Source organism: Streptomyces sp. NPDC043427 (genome assembly GCF_056436655.1).
On the sequence record NZ_JBWKCC010000006.1, the window covers coordinates 98,576 to 117,044 of the forward strand.

General features: G+C 72.4%; 17 protein-coding genes. 12 read left to right on the top strand and 5 right to left on the bottom strand.

Going from position 1 to position 18,469, the window contains the following annotated elements:
* Nucleotides 1-33: 33 nt before the first annotated feature.
* The gene (locus tag AC067M_RS13695; protein WP_478697193.1) at nucleotides 34-969 is read left to right on the top strand and encodes a LysR family transcriptional regulator; all 936 of its coding nucleotides are present in this window, start codon (nucleotides 34-36) and stop codon (nucleotides 967-969) included.
* Between the two features lie 365 nt (nucleotides 970-1,334).
* On the opposite strand, the gene AC067M_RS13700 is transcribed toward AC067M_RS13695, so the two are convergent.
* Complete coding sequence (locus AC067M_RS13700) at nucleotides 1,335-2,033, bottom strand: gamma-glutamyl-gamma-aminobutyrate hydrolase family protein (RefSeq protein WP_478697194.1); 699 nt, start codon at nucleotides 2,031-2,033, stop codon at nucleotides 1,335-1,337.
* A gap of 58 nt (nucleotides 2,034-2,091) precedes the next feature.
* Entirely contained in the window at nucleotides 2,092-2,826 is a 735-nt protein-coding gene (locus AC067M_RS13705; RefSeq protein ID WP_478697195.1) for a FadR/GntR family transcriptional regulator, read from the bottom strand.
* Nucleotides 2,827-2,931: 105 nt separating this feature from the next.
* Here AC067M_RS13705 and AC067M_RS13710 point away from each other — a divergent pair, with 105 nt between their 5' ends.
* Genes AC067M_RS13710 through AC067M_RS13720 form a run of 3 tightly spaced genes read left to right on the top strand, consistent with a single transcriptional unit; the run spans nucleotide 2,932 to nucleotide 6,478 of the window.
* Nucleotides 2,932-4,293, top strand: a complete 1,362-nt coding sequence (locus AC067M_RS13710; protein ID WP_478697196.1) for a glutamine synthetase family protein — start codon at nucleotides 2,932-2,934, stop codon at nucleotides 4,291-4,293.
* An 8-nt stretch (nucleotides 4,294-4,301) separates the two neighbouring features.
* A complete protein-coding gene (locus tag AC067M_RS13715; protein WP_478697197.1) occupies nucleotides 4,302-5,681 on the top strand; it encodes an aldehyde dehydrogenase family protein in 1,380 nt (459 codons plus the stop codon).
* The gene (locus AC067M_RS13720; RefSeq protein ID WP_478697198.1) at nucleotides 5,678-6,478 is read left to right on the top strand and encodes a 3-oxoacyl-ACP reductase; all 801 of its coding nucleotides are present in this window, start codon (nucleotides 5,678-5,680) and stop codon (nucleotides 6,476-6,478) included. Before AC067M_RS13715 ends, AC067M_RS13720 begins: the two co-directional genes overlap by 4 nt.
* Nucleotides 6,479-6,612: 134 nt before the next feature.
* Here the strand turns inward: AC067M_RS13720 and AC067M_RS13725 are convergent, their stop codons facing one another.
* Nucleotides 6,613-7,815: an amino acid deaminase/aldolase gene (locus tag AC067M_RS13725; RefSeq protein ID WP_478697199.1), complete on the bottom strand. Its 1,203-nt coding sequence runs from the start codon at nucleotides 7,813-7,815 to the stop codon at nucleotides 6,613-6,615.
* A gap of 1,991 nt (nucleotides 7,816-9,806) precedes the next feature.
* Between AC067M_RS13725 and AC067M_RS13730 the strand changes: the two genes are divergently transcribed.
* Entirely contained in the window at nucleotides 9,807-10,640 is an 834-nt protein-coding gene (locus AC067M_RS13730; protein ID WP_478697200.1) for a hypothetical protein, read from the top strand.
* The gene (mycP, locus tag AC067M_RS13735; protein WP_478697201.1) at nucleotides 10,637-11,899 is read left to right on the top strand and encodes a type VII secretion-associated serine protease mycosin; all 1,263 of its coding nucleotides are present in this window, start codon (nucleotides 10,637-10,639) and stop codon (nucleotides 11,897-11,899) included. The genes AC067M_RS13730 and mycP overlap by 4 nt, the downstream gene beginning before the upstream one ends.
* A gap of 18 nt (nucleotides 11,900-11,917) precedes the next feature.
* Here the strand turns inward: mycP and AC067M_RS13740 are convergent, their stop codons facing one another.
* On the bottom strand, nucleotides 11,918-12,973 hold the full coding sequence (locus AC067M_RS13740) for a serine hydrolase (protein ID WP_478697202.1): 1,056 nt from the start codon (nucleotides 12,971-12,973) through the stop codon (nucleotides 11,918-11,920).
* A 151-nt stretch (nucleotides 12,974-13,124) separates the two neighbouring features.
* Between AC067M_RS13740 and AC067M_RS13745 the strand changes: the two genes are divergently transcribed.
* Nucleotides 13,125-13,886: an SseB family protein gene (locus AC067M_RS13745; RefSeq protein WP_478697203.1), complete on the top strand. Its 762-nt coding sequence runs from the start codon at nucleotides 13,125-13,127 to the stop codon at nucleotides 13,884-13,886.
* Here the strand turns inward: AC067M_RS13745 and AC067M_RS13750 are convergent.
* Nucleotides 13,877-14,233 (bottom strand): DUF1844 domain-containing protein, encoded by a 357-nt coding sequence (locus AC067M_RS13750; RefSeq protein ID WP_478697204.1) that lies wholly within the window; start codon nucleotides 14,231-14,233, stop codon nucleotides 13,877-13,879. The two genes, AC067M_RS13745 and AC067M_RS13750, sit on opposite strands and share 10 nt — an antisense overlap.
* A 367-nt stretch (nucleotides 14,234-14,600) precedes the next feature.
* On the opposite strand from AC067M_RS13750, the gene infC reads away from it, so the two are divergent.
* From infC to AC067M_RS13775, 5 genes are all read left to right on the top strand, one after another.
* Nucleotides 14,601-15,299, top strand: coding sequence for a translation initiation factor IF-3 (gene infC / locus AC067M_RS13755; protein WP_478697205.1), 699 nt, complete (start codon nucleotides 14,601-14,603; stop codon nucleotides 15,297-15,299).
* Between the two features lie 108 nt (nucleotides 15,300-15,407).
* The gene (gene rpmI, locus AC067M_RS13760; protein WP_004933563.1) at nucleotides 15,408-15,602 is read left to right on the top strand and encodes a 50S ribosomal protein L35; all 195 of its coding nucleotides are present in this window, start codon (nucleotides 15,408-15,410) and stop codon (nucleotides 15,600-15,602) included.
* A 111-nt stretch (nucleotides 15,603-15,713) separates the two neighbouring features.
* Nucleotides 15,714-16,097, top strand: coding sequence for a 50S ribosomal protein L20 (gene rplT, locus AC067M_RS13765; RefSeq protein ID WP_006141703.1), 384 nt, complete (start codon nucleotides 15,714-15,716; stop codon nucleotides 16,095-16,097).
* Nucleotides 16,098-16,318: 221 nt separating this feature from the next.
* Nucleotides 16,319-17,179, top strand: coding sequence for a TrmH family RNA methyltransferase (locus AC067M_RS13770; protein ID WP_478697206.1), 861 nt, complete (start codon nucleotides 16,319-16,321; stop codon nucleotides 17,177-17,179).
* A 53-nt stretch (nucleotides 17,180-17,232) separates the two neighbouring features.
* Nucleotides 17,233-18,381, top strand: a complete 1,149-nt coding sequence (locus tag AC067M_RS13775) for a sensor histidine kinase (protein WP_478697207.1) — start codon at nucleotides 17,233-17,235, stop codon at nucleotides 18,379-18,381.
* Nucleotides 18,382-18,469: the final 88 nt, after the last annotated feature.

Consider the following 18,469-nt stretch of genomic DNA (forward strand, 5'->3'; position numbering starts at 1 on the left):
AAGTATGTTCCTATGACGGCATAAGCTGGGTTTATGGGCAAGACGGAGGGACCGGCGGAGGACCGATCCGCGCCCGGGGGCGCGCTGGCGCACCGGGTTCCGGATCTCGGCGCACTGGAACTGCTGCTCGCGGTGGCACGGCTGGGCAGTCTCGGTGGGGCCGCACGCGAGCTCGGCATCACCCAGCCGGCCGCGAGCAGCCGGATCCGCTCCATGGAACGGCAGCTGGGTGTGGCCCTGGTCGACCGGTCCCCGCGCGGCTCCCGGCTCACGGACGCGGGCGCCCTGGTGACGGACTGGGCGCGGCGGATCGTCGAGGCGGCGGAGGCCTTCGACGTGGGCGCACAGGCGCTGCGCGACCGGCGCGACTCGCGGCTGCGGGTGGCGGCGAGCATGACGATCGCCGAGTACCTGCTGCCGGGGTGGCTCCTCGCGCTGCGTGCCCAGCGGCCCGACACGGCCGTGTCGCTGCTCGCGGGCAACTCGGCGGCGGTGGCCGAGCGCCTCCTGGCCGACGAGGCGGACCTCGGCTTCGTCGAGGGGCTGACCGTGCCGCCCGGCCTCGACTCCGCCGTCATCGCCCACGACCGCCTCATCGTCGTCACCGCCCCCGCCCACCCCTGGGCCCGACGCCGACGCCCCCTGGCCGCCGACGAACTCGCCGCGACCCCGCTCATCCTCCGCGAGAAGGGCTCCGGCACCCGCCAGGTCCTCGACGTCGCCCTCGGCGGCCTGGCCCGCCCCCTGATCGAGCTCTCCTCCACCACCGCCGTGAAGGCGGCCGCGGTCAGCGGAGCGGGCCCCGCCGTGCTCAGCGAACTGGCCGTGGGCGAGGAACTCGCCATGCGCCGCCTGGTCAGCATCCCCCTCGACAGCGTGCGGCTGCACCGCTCCCTGCGCGCGGTGTGGCCGGTGGGGCATCGGCCTACCGGGCCGGCTCGGGAGCTGCTGTCGCTGACTCGAGGCTAGGGCCTCTCGTTTGGATCACGCCGGGCTCGCGGGGTCCGGCACCCGCGCCTCGCCGCGTTGTCGTCGGTTGGCAGGCCCTGCCGCCCTCCTCCGCCTTGCGATGCACGGCACCGGACCCCGCTCCCTGCTCCGACCTGATCCAAACGAAAGACCCTAGGGCCTGTCGTTTGGATCACGCGTTTGGATCACGCCGCAGACGCGGGGTCTGGCACGCGCTCCCCACGCTCGGCTTCGCTCGCGCGGGACCCCGGACCCCATGACCCCGCTCACCGGCGCTGAGCGGCCGGCGTCGACTCCCTGTGGTTCGACCAGCTGATCATGCTGCCCTGCGTCCGTGCCCAGGGGGAGGCCGCGCTGGGACTGGCTCAGGGGGCGGGTCGGGAAGCGGCTGTGACCAGAGCCCGCATCACCCGTACGTCCTCGTCCATCTCCGGATGCCACTGCACGCCCAGGACCCAGCCCGAGTCGGACGGCAGCTCCACCGCCTCCACCGTCCCGTCCGCCGCGTGGGCCGAGGGGAGCAGGCCCGTGCCGAGGCGGTCCACCGCCTGGTGGTGGTAGGTCGGCACGGAGGTCTCCTCGGGGACGGCCTCCCCGTAGAGCGTGCCCGGGACCGGCTTGACCGGATGGCGGCCGAAGACGCCGACCACCTCGGCGTGCCCCTCCAGGTGCTGGACGAGCGTGCCGCCGAGGGCGACGTTCAGGAGCTGCATGCCGCGGCAGATGCCCAGCAGCGGCAAACCGGATGCCAGCGCCGCCTCGATCAGGGCCAGCTCCCAGGCGTCCCGCTCCCGGGCCGGCGGCCCCGTCCGTGGGTCGCGCTCGGCGCCGTAGCGCAGCGGCTCGACGTCCGGGCCGCCCGCGATCACGAGGCCGTCGAGGCGGGCCACGGTCGCGGCCGCGTGCTCGGGCGCGTCCGGCGGGAGCATGGCGGCCAGGCCGCCGGCCCGCTGCACCAGCCGCGGATACCCCACCGGAAGCAGGGCCGCCTCCAGCTCCCACACGCCCCAGCACGCCCCGGCCTCGAGATACGTACTGACGCCGATCAGCGGCCTGCCACCCATGTGCCCCTCCACCCCTTCAATGGATCACTCGCATACCTTTCCAGAGTATGCGCGGTCGTCACGTCAGGAATCCCCTGAGCAGCGCCGCCGTCCCCGCGCAGTGCTCCCGCATCATCTCCCGCGCGCCGTCCGCGTCCCCGTCGAGCACCGCCTCCACCAGCGCGATGTGCTGGCGCTGCGAGTGCTCCAGGTTGCGTACGAGGAGCGGGATGCAGTCCAGCAGGTCGTTCACCGTCGCCCGGACCGCCGCGTACTGCGCCGTGAGCGAAGCCGAGCCGCACAGCTCGGCCAGGGTGAGGTGGAGCATCGTGTCCAGGCGCCGGTAGTGCGCCAGCGGCGCGTCATGGGTGCGGGTCAGCGCCTCGCGCAGCCGTACAGCCTGCTCGTCCGTCAGCCCGTGCGTCGCGCACAGCCCCGCCGCGCCCACCTCCAGCACCTCACGGAAGCGCAGTACGTCCTCGACGTCCACCTCGGCGATCCGGCGCCGCAACTCGTCCTCGCCGCCGGCGTCCGTACGGGGCAGCACGAACGTTCCGCCGTACCGCCCGCGCCGTGCCTCCACCAGCCCCTGGTCCTGGAGCACCTTCAGCACCTCGCGCAGGGTCACCCGGCTGATCCCGAGCCGCTCCGCCAGCTCCCGCTCGGCCGGCAGCCGCTCCCCGCCGGGCACCAGGCCCAGCCGTACCACCTGCAGGATCTGCTCCAGCGCCTCCTCGAAGCCGTTGCCCGCCCGCACCGGCCGCAGCACCGGCGCCAGCCGGTCCGACACCGCGCCGCCAGGTTCCTCCGGCATCTGGCCGTGCCCCCTTCCCAAGCAATGGTTCTCCGCAATACCTTATGGCTCCCGGCCCGGCCGAAGAAGCGCGAAGAACCGCGAAGAAGCCGAAGGAGCTCTCCCGTGGCAGACCGCACACCCCCGCTCAGTGTCGAGGAGCTGCACGCCCTCGTCGCGAGCGGTGAGATCGACACTGTCGTCCTGGCCTTCCCCGACATGCAAGGGCGCCTCCAGGGCAAGCGGTTCGCCGCCCGGTTCTTCCTCGACGAGGTCCTCCACCACGGCACCGAGGGCTGCAACTACCTCCTCGCCGTCGACACCGAGATGAACACCGTCGACGGCTACGCCATGTCCTCCTGGGACCGCGGCTACGGCGACTTCGCCATGCACCCCGACCTCGCCACCCTCCGCCGCGTGCCCTGGAACGCCGGCACGGCCCTGCTCATCGCCGACCTCGCCTGGAACGACGGCTCCCCGGTCGTCGCCGCGCCCCGCCAGATCCTGCGCCGCCAGCTTCAGCGCCTCGCCGAGCACGGCTTCACCGCCCAGGTCGGCACCGAGCTGGAGTTCATCGTCTTCAAGGACACCTACGAGCAGGCCTGGGACGCGAACTACCGGGGGCTGACCCCGGCGAACCAGTACAACATCGACTACTCCGTGCTCGGCACCGGCCGCATCGAACCCCTGCTGCGGCGCATCCGCAACGACATGGCCGGCGCCGGCCTCACCGTCGAATCCGCCAAGGGCGAGTGCAACCCCGGCCAGCACGAGATCGCCTTCCGCTACGACGAGGCCCTCGTCACCTGCGACCAGCACGCCATCTACAAGACAGGCGCCAAGGAGATCGCCGCCCAGGAGGGCGTCTCGCTTACCTTCATGGCCAAGTACAACGAGCGGGAGGGCAACTCCTGCCACATCCACCTCTCGCTGGCGGACGCGGACGGCCGTAACGCCATGGCGGCGGCCGACGGCGGCATGTCCGACGTCATGCGGCACTTCCTCGCCGGACAGCTCGCCGCGCTCCGCGACTTCTCGCTCCTCTACGCGCCCCACATCAACAGCTACAAGCGGTTCCAGCCGGGCTCCTTCGCCCCCACCGCCGTCGCCTGGGGCCACGACAACCGCACCTGCGCGCTCCGGGTCGTCGGCCACGGCCGCTCACTGCGCTTCGAGAACCGGCTGCCCGGTGGCGACGTCAACCCCCACCTCGCCGTCGCCGGCCTGGTCGCGGCCGGGCTGTACGGCATCGAGCAGAAGCTGGAGCTGCCCGAGGCCTGTCCCGGCAACGCCTACACCGCCGAGTACGCGCACGTGCCGACCACGCTCCGCGAGGCCGCCGAGCTCTGGGAGAACAGCCCCATCGCCCTGGCCGCCTTCGGCGAGGAGGTCGTCGCGCACTACCGCAACATGGCGCGCGTCGAGGTGGAGGCCTTCGACGCCGCGGTGACCGACTGGGAGCTGCGCCGCTCCTTCGAACGCATGTGAGGCATCACTTGTCGCAACTGTACGAACTCGACATCCTCAACCCGGCGACGGAAGAGGTGATCGCGACCGTCCCGGGCGCCGTCGAGCAGGACATCGACGCCGCCGCGGACCGGGCCTCGAAGGCCCAGACGGCATGGGCGGCTCTCGCTCCGGCCGACCGCGCCCGGCTGCTGCGCCGCTTCGCCGCCGTGGTCGACGAACACCGGGAGGAACTCGCCCGTTTGGAGGTCCGGGAAGCCGGCCACACCATCGGCAACGCACGCTGGGAGGCGGGCAACTTCCGGGACCTGCTCGACTACGCGTCCGGGGGAGTGGAGCGGTTGACCGGCCGTCAGATCCCGGTGCCGGGCGGCCTCGACGTCACCCTCCTCGAACCGCTCGGCGTCGTGGGAGTCATCGCCCCCTGGAACTTCCCGATGCCCATCGCCGCCTGGGGCACGGCGCCCGCCCTCGCGGCCGGCAACGCGGTCATTCTCAAGCCTGCCGAGGCCACCCCGCTCACCGCGCTCCGCCTCGCCGAACTCGCCCTGGAGGCAGGGCTTCCCGAGCACCTCTTCCAGGTTCTGCCCGGTCGCGGCGACATCGCGGGCGACTCCCTCGTACGGAACCCCCGCGTCGCCAAGATCGTGTTCACCGGCTCCACCCGCGTCGGCAAGCGCATCATGGCGCTCTGTGCCGACCAGGTGAAGCGCGTCACCCTCGAACTCGGCGGCAAGAGCCCCAACATCGTCTTCGCCGACGCCGACCTGGAGGCCGCCGCGGCCGCCGCGCCGATGTCCTTCCTCGACAACTCCGGCCAGGACTGCTGCGCCCGCACCCGCATCCTCGTCCAGCGCACCGCGTACGACCGCTTCCTGGAGCTCCTCGCCCCCGCGATCGAGTCCGTCGTCGTCGGCGACCCGGCGGACGAGAAGACGGACATGGGCCCGCTCATCTCCCGGGCCCAGCTGGAGCGGGTGCGTTCGTACGTCACGGACGATCTGGACGGCATCCGCGGCAAGGCCCCCGAAGGCCCCGGCTTCTGGTACCCGCCCACCGTCCTCACCGGCGTCGACCCGCGCGCGCGCGTGGCCGTCGAGGAGGTCTTCGGCCCCGTCGCCGTGGTCCTGCCCTTCGACGACGAGGCGGACGCCGTGGCCCTCGCCAACGCCACCGACTACGGCCTCTCCGGCTCCGTCTGGACCCGGGACGTGGGCCGCGCCCTGCGCGTCTCGCAGGCCGTCCGCGCCGGCAACCTGTCTGTCAACTCGCACTCCAGCGTCCGCTACTGGACCCCCTTCGGCGGCTACAAGCAGTCCGGCATCGGCCGCGAACTGGGCCCGGACGCCCTGACCGCCTTCACCGAAACCAAGAACGTCTTCATCAGCACGGAGGGCTCCGCACAGTGACCGCAGAGACGTCAGAGACCTCGGGCAGCGTCTGCCGCCGCCTCGTCGGCCGTACCGCCGTCATCACCGGAGCCGGCAGCGGCATCGGTCTCGCCGCCGCGCGCCGGCTCGCCTCGGAGGGCGCGCACGTCGTCTGCGGCGATGTCGACGAGGCCCGCGGCAAGGCCGCCGCCGAGGCGATCGGCGGGATCTTCGTGAAGGTCGACGTCACCGACCCCGAGCAGGTCGAGGGCCTCTTCAAGACGGCCTACGACACCTACGGCAGCGTCGACATCGCCTTCAACAACGCCGGCATCTCCCCGCCCGACGACGATTCCATCCTGGAGACCGGGCTGGAGGCGTGGAAGCGCGTCCAAGAGGTCAACCTGACCTCCGTCTACCTGTGCTGCAAGGCCGCCATCCCCTACATGCGGCGCCAGGGCAAGGGGTCGATCATCAACACGGCGTCCTTCGTGGCGAGGATGGGCGCCGCCACGTCCCAGATCTCGTACACGGCGTCCAAGGGCGGTGTACTCGCCATGTCCCGCGAACTGGGCGTGCAGTTCGCGCGGGAGGGCATCCGCGTGAACGCCCTGTGCCCGGGTCCGGTCAACACCCCCCTGTTGCAGGAGCTGTTCGCGAAGGACCCGGAGCGGGCCGCGCGCCGCCTGGTGCACATCCCGGTCGGCCGGTTCGCCGAGGCCGAGGAGATCGCCGCCGCGGTCGCCTTCCTGGCCAGCGACGACTCCTCCTTCGTCAACGCCACCGACTTCCTGGTGGACGGCGGGATCTCCGGGGCGTACGTGACGCCGCTGTAGGCCGCTCCGGCGGGGGTGCGGGGCAGTGGCATCGGCGCGTCCGAGCCGTGAGCCACGGGGGACCTGGGGCCTCTCGTTTGGATCAGGCCGGGCTCGCGGGGTCCGGTGATCCAGCCTGATCCAAACGAAAGACCCTAGAGGAACGTCTGCCCCTCACCCCGGTACGTCGGGACGGTCGCCGTCACCGCGTCCCCCTCGATCAGGTGCAGCAGCTCGAACCGCTCGCACAGCTCACCGGCCTTGGCGTGCCGGAACCACACCTTGTCTCCGATCAGCAGGTCGTCGGCGGGGGAGCCGAGCAGCGGGGTCTGCACCTCGCCGGGCCCCTCCTGGGAGTCGTAGCGCAGCCCCTCGGGCAGGTACGGCACCGGGAGCCGGTCGCGCCCCGGCGCACCCGAGGCGGGGTAGCCGCCGCCGAGCACCGTCACGACCCCGACGCCCGGTCGCCGTACGACGGGCTGGGCGAACAGCGCGGCCGGACGCCCGCTGAACGACGTGTAGTTGTCGAACAGGCGTGGCACGTACAGCCCCGAGCCCGCCGCGATCTCGGTGACCGAGTCCTCCGCGGCGGTGCTCTGCACACTTCCGGTGCCGCCGCCGTTGACGTACTCCAGGTCGGGGACGACGGCCCGCACCGCGCGCACCACCGCGGCGCGCCGCTCGGCGAGTTCACGGCGCGCGGTGGCCTGCATCAGCCTGATCGCCCGCGAGCGCAGGGGCCGCCCGGAGACCGCGTCGCCGACACCGGCGATGTGACCCTCGTACGCCATGATCCCGACGACCTTGAAACCGGGCCGCCGCGCGACCGCGCGCGCCAGGTCGGCGACCTGGGCCGGGGAGTGCAGCGGGGAGCGCAGGGCGCCGACCCGCACGCGTCCGCCGAGCAGCTTGAGGGAGGTGTCCAACTCCAGGCACACGCGCACGACTTCGCGCCCGCCGGCCCGGGAGGCGTCGATGAGGTCGAGCTGGGAGGGGTCGTCGACCATGACGGTGACGGCGGAGGCGAGCTTGGGGTCGCCGGCGAGTTCGGCGAACCCGGTGCGGTCGGCCGACGGATAGGCCAGCAGGACGTCCTCGAACCCCGAGCGCGCCAGCCACAGGGACTCGGCGAGCGTGAAGGACATGATGCCAGCGAACCCGTCCCTCGCCAGGACCCTCTCCAGCAAGGTCCGGCAGCGTACGGACTTGCTGGCGACGCGGATCGGCTTCCCGCCGGCCCGGCGGACCAGGTCGTCCGCGTTGGCGTCGAAGGCGTCCAGATCCACGATCGCGAGAGGAGCGTCGAGGTGGGCGGTGGCCCGGTCGTATCGGGCCCTGTCGGTGGCGCGCGCAGTCATGAACGCAGCCTGCCAGACTGGATTACCGCGGGGTAGGGGGACGTTCCGGGCAGATGCCCCTGGGGTGCGGGACTGGTTCCCGTTTGCGCAGGAACAAGCCGTAGAGTGACGCGCACGCACGGAGGACCGACGCCGGTGGGACGCCCGCGCCGGGATGCGGGTCCGCCCGTGCGGGTATGCGTGCCCGGGACGGACTCCGCGCTGGGCCGCTCCGGGCACGAAACAGTTACGGCCCAGCAGGTTCGAAGTCGGCCCGGGCACGAGGAAACGGGGGGTGCATGAGCACGGAAGCGCGCCGCGCCTCTTTTCCCCCACACCCCTCGACTCCACCGCCGCCTGTGCATCCCCCCACGACGGATACGCCAGACGACTCGACGGGGAAGCGGTCGGCTCGGGTGGGCGGGTCGCAGGGCGCCGGACCGGACCGGAGTCGCCCGGCCACCCCGGGGTCCTCACTCCCGCACACGGGTGCCCGTCCGGCCGGCGGCCGGCAGAGTCCCCCCGGGCAGCGGGAGTCGGCAGGGGACGGCGAGCCGGATGCGGCCGCGGGTGCGCCCGCGACCGACTGGCAGGGGTTCTTCGGCTCGCGTGTGCGGGGCGCGGACGGTTCTACGGGCTCGCGGGTGCCGGTGTCCAGTGACGACCGGGGTGGTGTGTTCGGTTCAGGTGTGAGGGATCCGAGGAGGGCGGACGGGCTTACGGGCTCGCGGGTGCCGCTGCCTGGTGACGACCGGGGTGATTTCTTCGGCTCGCGTGCGGGGGATGCGGAGGGCTCCGCGGGCTCACGGGTGCCGGTGTCCGGTGACGACCGGGGCGGTTTCTTCGGGGCACGTGCGACGGGTGCGGCGGGTCCTGCCGGCTCGCCCCCGCCGCCCCCCGCCTCGGCCCGCTTTCCCGACACGGCACCGACGGCGGGCCGCATTCCCACCGGCCGAGACGTGCAGCGGAGCAAGAGCTCCGGGGCGCGTGCGGAAGGTGGTCAGGAGGGGGCTCCCTCGGGTGGCCCGGACGACACCGCGCCGCGTGGTGTACCGCCGAGGCCGAGCTACCGGCCCGCCACCGCGCCGACGCCGAACGCTGGTACGGCCGCCGAGACCTCGCCGGAGACCACGACACATCCGCGCCCCGCCCCCGGAGACCTGGCCCCCGAGCCGAACGCCGCCCACCGGGGCCCCACGCCCGCTGCACCCACGCGCCGCCCTGACGCACCGCCGACCCGCAGCCCCGGCATCGGCACCGGCCCCACTGGACGCCCCGGCTCACGCCCCGGGGCGCCGACCTCGTCAACGCCGGACACCGGCCCCTTCGCCGAACCGCCCATGTCGTCGCGTCGCCCGGGCCCCGGTGTCCCCTCAGTGCCGGACGCTCGTTCGGCCTCGGAGCCGGCCACGTCTTCGCGCGGTCCGGGTCCTGGTGTCCCGTCCGTGCCGGGTGTCCCGTCGGCGTCTGCGCCGCCGGAGTCGGTGCGTGGCCCGGGTGGTGGTGTGCCGTCAGCGCCGGACGCTCGTTCGGCCTCGGAGCTGCCCACGTCGGTGCGCCGCCCCGGTGCCCCGCCCGCGCCGGGCGCTCGCTTCGCCTCCGACGCCGTCGGTGCCGAGCGGCGTGGCCCGGCTGCCGGGTCCGTCGCGGGTTCGCGCCCGCCCGCCTCCGTGCCGCGCTCGACCGGCGCACCCCGGACCGGCGGCGCGACTCCCGGACACCGCCCCGGCGGCCCAGTCGTGCCGCCTCGGCCCGACACCCCGCCCCGGCCGACCACGGCACCCCGGCCCAACACCGCACCCCGGCCCACCACCCCACCCAGGCCCGACACCGCACCCCGGACCAGCACAGGAATCCCGCCCACCGCAGCCCCCTTGCCCAGCACCCCACCCGGGCCCAGCACAGCAACCTCGCCCCACACCGCCCCCTCGCCCACCACCCCGGGCCGCCCCCCAGGTGCCCCCGAATCGCTCGGCGTGGTCCCCGATCCCGCCCTCTCCTGGAGTGCCCCCATGGCGCCGAAGTCCGGGCGGCCGGTGGTGAGTCTTGGGGAGCCTGAGCTGTATGACGACGGGCCCCGGGGGCTGTCGCTGCGGTTGCGGTCGCGGGGAGTTGCCGCGGGGGCGTGTCTCGTGCTCGGGCTGGGGCTCATCGGTGGTGCCGTGACCGGGAGCTGGCTCGTCGGGGATTCCGGGGAGGGCGGTGAGCGGAGCGCGTACGTCACGGCCGGGAGCCTGTGGCACAACGTGCCCGTGGACCAGCTGTTCCCGCCCACCGTGGCGGGGCGAGGGGCCGGCCCCGGCGGCGCCGACCGGGCCTGGACGCGGATCGCCGTCGCCCCGGACAGCGGCTGCGCCGGCGCCTTCGACCCGCTGCTGAGCAAGGTTCTCGCGCCCGCCGGCTGCGAACGCCTCCTGCGCGCCACCTACACCGACGCCACCCAGAGCTACGTCACCACCGTCGGCCTCCTCTTCACCGACGCCGACGCGACCACCATGCGCTCCCTCGCCACCAGGTTCGAGAAGGAGGGCCTGGCCCGCCGTACCGACCTCATACCCCGCCCGTACGCCGCCAAGAACACCGTCGCCGCGACCTTCGGCGACCGACAGCGCGCCTCCTGGACCATCTCCGTCCTCACCGACGCCCCCGTCGTCGTGTACGCCGTCTCCGGCTGGGCCGACGGCCGCTCCATCGACGCCGCCCAACCCGCCGAGGAGGCCATGGAGTCCGACTCCACCACGGCCCCCTCCCAGGCCGGCCTGGGCAACGAGGCCCAGGGTCTCGCCGACCGCATCGAACGCGGCCTCCCCAAGACGGCCACTTCGCCCACGGAGCAGCCCTCATGAGCAGCAGCCGTACGACGCCCGGGACCGGCCTCCCCAGCGGCGACCGCAGCCGCACCCGCCGCCGTGCCGGCTTCCTCGGCTGTCTCCTCGCCGCCACCGTCGCCCTCGTCCCCGCCACCCCCGCGTACGCCGACAGCATCCGCGCCCAGCAGTGGGCCCTGGACGCCATGCACACCCAGGAGGCCTGGCAGACCACCAAGGGCCGGGGCATCACCGTCGCCGTCCTCGACACCGGCGTCGAGGCCGACCACCCGGACCTGGAAGGCAACGTCCTCACCGGCAAGGACATGATCGGCTTCGGCGCCGAGCAGGGCGACCGCGCCTGGGCCCGGCACGGCACCGCGATGGCCGGCATCATCGCCGGCCACGGACACGGGCCCGGCGACACCGACGGCGTCATGGGCATCGCCCCGGAGGCGAAGATCCTCCCCGTCCGCGTGATCCTCGAGGACGGCGACTCCGCCCGCGCCGAGGCCCGCCGCACCCGGGGCAACGCCCTCGCCGAGGGCATCCGCTGGGCCGCCGACCAGGGCGCCGACGTCATCAACCTCTCCCTGGGCGACGACTCCGCCTCCGCGCACCCCGAAGCCGCCGAGGACGAGGCCGTCCAGTACGCCCTGGAGAAGGGCTCCGTCGTCGTCGCCTCGGCCGGCAACGGCGGCGAGAAGGGCGACCACATCTCCTACCCGGCCGCCTACCCGGGCGTCATCGCCGCCACCGCCGTCGACAAGTACGGCACCCGCGCCTCCTTCTCCACCCGCCGCTGGTACGCCACGGTCAGCGCCCCCGGCGTCAACGTCGTCATCGCCGACCCCGACCACAGGTACTACGAGGGCTGGGGGACCTCCGCCGCCTCCGCCTTCGTCTCCGGCGCGGTCGCGCTCATCAAGGCCGCCCACCCCGGGCTCACCCCCGCCCAGATCAAGAAGCTCCTGGAGGACACCGCCCGCAACGCCCCCAGCGGCGGCCGCGACGACTCCCGCGGCTACGGCTTCATCGACCCGGCCGCCGCGATCAAGGCCGCCGCCCGCCTCAAACCGGAGGGCCTTCGGTCGACCGCGTACGGCAACCGGTACTTCGGCTCCGGCCCGGACGCCCCCAAGGAGGACGACTCCACGTCCAGCTGGGCGGGCCCCCTCGCCGGCGGCGCCGGGGGACTGCTGCTGGTGGCGGCGGTCTTCATGTGGCGCAGCCGCCGCCGACCGGAGCCCAGCGACTCCTACGACTACGACTCCTACGACTCCTACGACTCCGTCTAGGTCACCGGCCGGTCCCGGTCAGCCGGACGCCGATGCCGATCCCGAGTTCGAGTTCGAGTTCGAGTTCGAGGATGATGCCGACGTCGACACAGACGGCGACCCCTCCGCGGCCGTGCTCTCCTCACCGAACACCGACACCGCCGCCTTCGCCGCCGCCTCCACCAGCGCGATCCCCTTCTCCATCGTGCTGTCGCCGCGGGACAGCACGGCCACCAGGTAGGCGTGGCCGTCGACCGTCACCCGCCCGATGCTGTTGACGTCCCAGAGCCCGGTCGTACTCCGCTCCAGCCAGCCGTTCTTCAGCGCCCACGCGGAGCCGTCGGCCGCGGCGGACACACCCCAGTGCTGGTCGGCGGCTATCTGCCCCATCAGCCCTTGCAGATACGCCTGCGACGCCTCGCTCAGCTCAGAGTCGTCCCCGAACACCTGCTGGAGGAGGGTGAGCTGGTCGGCCGCCCCGGTCTGGGTCAGGCCCCACAGCATGTCGTCGCCGCCCTCGGTGTCCGTGAGCCCGAAGCGCTCGTTCGCCGCGTCGAGTCCGTCCGCCTTGCCGATGGCCCGCCACAGCGCCGACGCCGAGGTGTTGTCGCTGTTCTCGATCATCGCGGTGGCGTACGACTTCTCGCTCGCCGTCAGATGACGGCCCGCGTCCTGTGCCTGGAGCAGGAGCGCGGCCAGGATGTCGACCTTGACGATGCTCGCCGTGTCGAAGGTGCCGTCGCCGTACGTGGCGCTCTCGCCGGAGTCCGGATCGAGCACCGCCATGGACACGTCCGCCCCGTCCTCGACGGACACGGCCTTCATGGCCTCCGCCAACAGGGCGTCGTGGTCCGCCACCGGATCGACCGGATCCACCGGATCCGCAACGGGTTCCACCGATGCCTCCCGGTCCGTCGAGCGTGAGGAGGTGGCCGGCGACGCGGTACCCGACCCGGAGCGCTCCTGCGCCTTCACGTACACGGTTCCCGAGGCCGTCGCTCCGACGACGGCCACGCAGGCGAGGGCGGCGGCGAGCAGGGGACGGCGCCGGGAGGGACGAGCGCGGCGGCTTCGACGGACTCTGGAAGACTCCATGCCCCGAGATCGTGGTGGCCTCGGCTGTGCGGGCCGTTAGGCCGAGGTTAGAGGTACGTCAGCGAAGGCTGAGAATCCTGTGAAAGCGGTCACCGCCGGGTTTCCGGGCCCTCACAAGCCCAGCAGCATCCCCCCTATAGGGTCGGTGACCGTGGCGAACAAGAACATTCCCGACCCCGGCTTCTCCGACGACGACGGCTCCGCCGATCCCCGGCTGAGCGCGGCGCTCGCGACCTGGGCCGAGGACCGCACCGCTGTGGGACCCGTCCTGGAGGCCCTCAAGGGCGCCCGGCTGCTCGTCCCGGTCGTGGCCGTGCTCGGCGAGGTAGAGGAGGACGAGAACGGGCTGCGCCGCGAGAAGACCAGCGACATGGCCGTACCGACCCTGAAGGCCGGGACCCGGATCGCGCTGCCCGCCTTCACGTCCACGGACTCCCTGGCCCGCTGGGACCCGGCGGCCCGCCCCGTCGCCGTACCCCTGCACCAGGCGCTCCAGGCGGCCGCGCACGAGAAGGCCGACACGGTCGTACTCGACCTGGCGGGGCCCGTGCCGTTCGAGCTGACGGGGTCCGCGCTGCTCGCGCTCGCAGAGGGGCGTACGACGGCTGATCCGCTCGCCGACCCCGCGGTGGTCGAGGCGGTGCGCGCCGCGGTGGCCGCCGAGTCCGCCGTGCTCCGTGCCCACCTCGGCCCCGGGCAGGCCGACGGCACCCTCGCCCTCGTCCTGGACCCGGCCGTCGCACCCGCCGAGGCCGCCCGCGCCGTCGCCGCACGGCTCGCCGCCGACGAAACACTGAGGGCCCGCCTGGTACGCGGCCTCGACCTGGCACTGCTGCCGGCCGGGACGACACCTCCGGGCGAGCCCCTGTACGTGAGGAACCGGATCAGCCGTGAAGAGCGAGATCAGCCGTAGACCGGGCCGGTGTACTTCTCGCCCGGGCCGTGGCCCGGCTCGTCCGGGACGAGCGAGGCCTCGCGGAAGGCGAGCTGGAGGGACTTGAGGCCGTCGCGCAGCGGGGCCGCGTGGAAGGAGCTGATCTCGGTCGCGCTCGCGTCCAGCAGGCCGGCGAGGGCGTGTACCAGCTTGCGGGCCTCGTCCAGGTCCTTGAACTTGTCGCCCTCCTCGGTCAGCCCGAGCTTCACGGCGGCCGCGCTCATCAGGTTGACGGCGACCGTCACGATCACCTCGACGGCCGGGACCTCGGCGATGTCGCGGGTCATCTCGTCGAAGTCGGCGTTCTCAGGAGGGGTCTCACTCATGCAGGACACGATAGGCCCAGGCCTGTGCCCCCTTGACAGCAGGAGGCGTGTGACATCGGATTCGCGCACGCGTGCCCGAACTGCTAACCTTGTGTGACGACCGGCCGGACAAGACTGTGTCCGGCCTACAAGTGGAGGCTCCGAACTCCCACCCGACCGCCCTCCGGGACGGCGGGTCACCCCGGTCAGGCGGCCACCATCGTTCCGTACGGACGATGGAGTCGCCCGAAAGCGCGCCCCGCGGCCATCGCGGCGGTGCTCCGGTAGTGCTTGGAGCCCCGCCTGTGATCGTCCGGGGCATTTTTTCTGCTTCGGCGCGGTTAGGTCTCACTAACAGAGACGTTACGCGGCTGTCCGCCAGACTGCCGTGTGGTGCTACCGAGGAGGATCCATCAGCGCCGAGCCCCGCATCAACGACCGGATTCGCGTTCCCGAGGTGCGACTTGTCGGTCCCAGTGGCGAGCAGGTGGGCATTGTCCCGCTGGCCAAGGCACTGGAGCTTGCGCAGGAGTACGACCTGGACCTGGTCGAGGTCGCGGCGAACGCCCGTCCGCCCGTGTGCAAGCTCATGGACTACGGGAAGTTCAAGTACGAGTCGGCCATGAAGGCCCGTGAGGCGCGCAAGAACCAGGCGCACACGGTCATCAAGGAGATGAAGCTCCGGCCGAAGATCGACCCGCACGACTATGACACCAAGAAGGGTCACGTCGTCCGGTTCCTCAAGCAGGGCGACAAGGTCAAGATCACGATCATGTTCCGTGGTCGCGAGCAGTCCCGGCCCGAGCTGGGCTACCGACTGCTGCAGCGTCTCGCGGAGGACGTCCAGGACCTCGGTTTCGTCGAGTCGAACCCGAAGCAGGACGGCCGAAACATGATCATGGTTCTCGGTCCGCACAAGAAGAAGACCGAGGCGATGGCCGAGGCTCGCCAGGCGCAGGAGGCCCGCAAGGCCGAAGCGAAGGCCCACCCCGGCCGCTCGCAGAACGCCGCGGACGCCGACGCCGATGTCGATGTCGACGCCGACGTGCCGGCCGAGGCACCTGCCGAGGAGCACGCCGAGGCGTGATCCCCGGGACGTCAGTCCCAGGACGTAACCGATACAACAGCGACGCTCCACCGTGCCCGGTTTCACGACCGGGCACCGGAGCGCCACCGACGAGGAGAGAACGGCGCTATGCCGAAGAACAAGTCGCACAGCGGTGCCAGCAAGCGCTTCAAGGTCACCGGCTCCGGCAAGGTGCTCCGTGAGCGCGCCGGCAAGCGCCACCTGCTCGAGCACAAGTCGTCCCGCGTGACGCGTCGCCTCACCGGCAACGCCGAGATGGCCCCGGGCGACGCCGCGAAGATCAAGAAGCTTCTCGGCAAGTGACGTCAGCGGCGCGTGATCAATCGATCGCCGCGCGCCGTACGTCTGGACCGGGACCCAATCGATTCCGGGCCGTGTGAGTCCCACCACGGCCCCGCTACAAGGAGTTAAAAAGTGGCACGCGTCAAGCGGGCAGTCAACGCCCACAAGAAGCGCCGGGCGATCCTCGAGCAGGCCTCCGGCTACCGCGGTCAGCGTTCGCGCCTGTACCGCAAGGCCAAGGAGCAGGTCACCCACTCGCTGGTCTACAACTACAACGACCGCAAGAAGCGCAAGGGTGACTTCCGCCAGCTGTGGATCCAGCGCATCAACGCCGCTGCCCGCGCCAACGGCATCACGTACAACCGCTTCATCCAGGGTCTGAAGGCCGCGAACGTCGAGGTCGACCGCAAGATCCTGGCCGAGCTGGCCGTCAACGATGCGAACGCGTTCGCCGCGCTCGTCGAGGTCGCCCAGAAGGCGCTGCCCAGCGACGTCAACGCGCCGAAGGCGGCGTGACGCTGCGCTGGCTCTGGCCGACGTACTGAGGACCCGCAGGTTTCACGGCCTGCGGGTCCGCGCTTGTGTACCTGGCTGCTGCACTTGTTCGGATGCGGGTCGTCGTGGGCTGGTCGCGCCCCGCGGCGGAGCCGCTGATGTCAGAGCCCCGCGCCCCCAGGGGGTTGCAGTCACCCCACGCAGCAACACGCTGCGCCTGTTGTTGTGAAGGTGAGCCACACATGCCCCCCGCCACCCCCGACCTCATCTCCCCCCGCTCCCCCCGCGTCTCCGCCGCGCGTCGGCTCGCGCGGCGGAACTTCCGGGGGAAGGAGCGGCTGTTCCTCGCGGAGGGGCCGCAGGCTGTGCGGGAGGCGGCCGGGCATCGGAGCGGGGACGCGGCGACGCTCGTCGAGCTGTTCGCCACGCCGGACGCCGCGGAGCGGTACGCGGACATCGTGGGGGAGGCGCGTGACGCCGGCGCCCGGGTGCATCTCGCGGCCGACGAGGTGATCGCGGACATCTCCACCACCGTCACCCCGCAGGGCCTCGTCGGGATCTGCCGGTTCCTCGACACGCCGTTCGAGGAGATCCTCGACGCGCGCCCCAAACTGGTCGCCGTACTCGCGAACGTGCGCGACCCCGGGAACGCCGGCACCGTCCTGCGCTGCGCCGACGCCGCCGGAGCCGAGGCCGTCGTACTGACCGACGCGTCCGTGGACCTGTACAACCCGAAGGCGGTCAGGGCCTCCGTCGGATCGCTGTTCCATCTGCCCGTCGCCGTGGGCGTGCCCGTGGAGCAGGCGGTGGCCGGGCTGACGGACGCCGGTGTGCGGATCCTCGCCGCCGACGGAGCAGGCGCGCACGACCTGGACGAGGAGCTCGACAAGGGGACGATGGGCGGACCGACCGCGTGGGTCTTCGGGAACGAGGCCTGGGGGCTGCCGGAGGAGACCCGCGCGCTCGCCGACGCCGTCGTGCGCGTCCCGATCCACGGAAAGGCCGAGAGCCTGAACCTCGCCACCGCCGCAGCCGTATGTCTCTACGCGTCGGCCCGTGCACAGCGCGCCTCCGGAGGGTGCCGGTCCGTCACCGACAGCTAGTAGGGTGACCAGCTCGGGGGCCCCTCAGTCGTCTGAGAGGTGGGGTACGGGGAATGAGCGTCGGCATGAGCAGTACACGGGAAGCACGAGCCGTGCCGAACGACTCCACGCCCCGGTCGCCCGGTGACCTCGCCGAGTTCGGCATCGACCCCGACGCCCTGCCCGACGGACTCGTCGTCGCCGACGAGCACGGCCGCATCGTCTGCTTCAACACGGCCGCCGAGCGCATCACCGCCACGGCCGCCGCCGACGCCCTCGGCCAGCCGCTGGAGAAGGCCCTCCCATTAGAGGACCTGGAGGGCCGTCGCTGGTGGCAGCTGACCGATCCGTACGGCGGACTCGCCATCCGGGTGCGACAGCCCGAGCGGAACCTGCTGCTGCCGGGCGGGCGGGAGGTACTCGTCTCCGCACGGTACGTCCGCGGCGAGCCCACCGGGCCCGTCCGCCGGGTCGTCGTCTCGCTCCGTGACACCGAGGCCCGCCGCCGCACCGAGCGCAGCCACGCCGAGCTGATCGCGACCGTGGCGCACGAGCTGCGTTCGCCGCTCACCTCCGTCAAGGGCTTCACCGCCACCCTGCTCGCCAAGTGGGAACGCTTCACCGACGACCAGAAACGCCTGATGCTGGAGACCGTCGACGCCGACGCCGACCGCGTCACCCGCCTCATCGCCGAACTGCTCGACATCTCCAGGATCGACTCGGGCCGGCTGGAGGTCCGCCGCCAGCCCGTCGACATCGGGGCCGCCGTCGGACGGCACATCCAGGCGTACGTCGCCGCGGGCCAGCCCGCCGACCGGTTCCTGCTGCGCATCGAGCAGCCGCTGCCCGCGCTGTGGGCGGACCCCGACAAGATCGACCAGGTGCTCAGCAACCTCCTCGAAAATGCCGTGCGACACGGCGAGGGAACCGTCACCATTGACGTCACGCCCGCCCCGTCCCCGCGTGACGGGGAGGACGGCGAACACGCAGCCACGTCGGTCGTCGTGCGTGACGAGGGCACCGGCATCCCGGAGGAGTCCATGAACCGCGTCTTCACCCGCTTCTGGCGGGGCAGCAAGCGCGGCGGCACCGGGCTCGGGCTCTACATCGTCAAGGGCATCGTCGAGGCCCACGGCGGCACCATCACGGTGGGCCGCGCCCCCGACGGCGGCGCGGAGTTCCGATTTACGTTGCCCGTGAGCACTCCGGCCTACCTCACCTGAGGCCCGCCCGAGCAGCCCGCGGGCGCATGCGCACACCCCCACCCCGTTAGACTCGGCCCTTGGCACCTTTGTGTCCCAGAGACGGCCC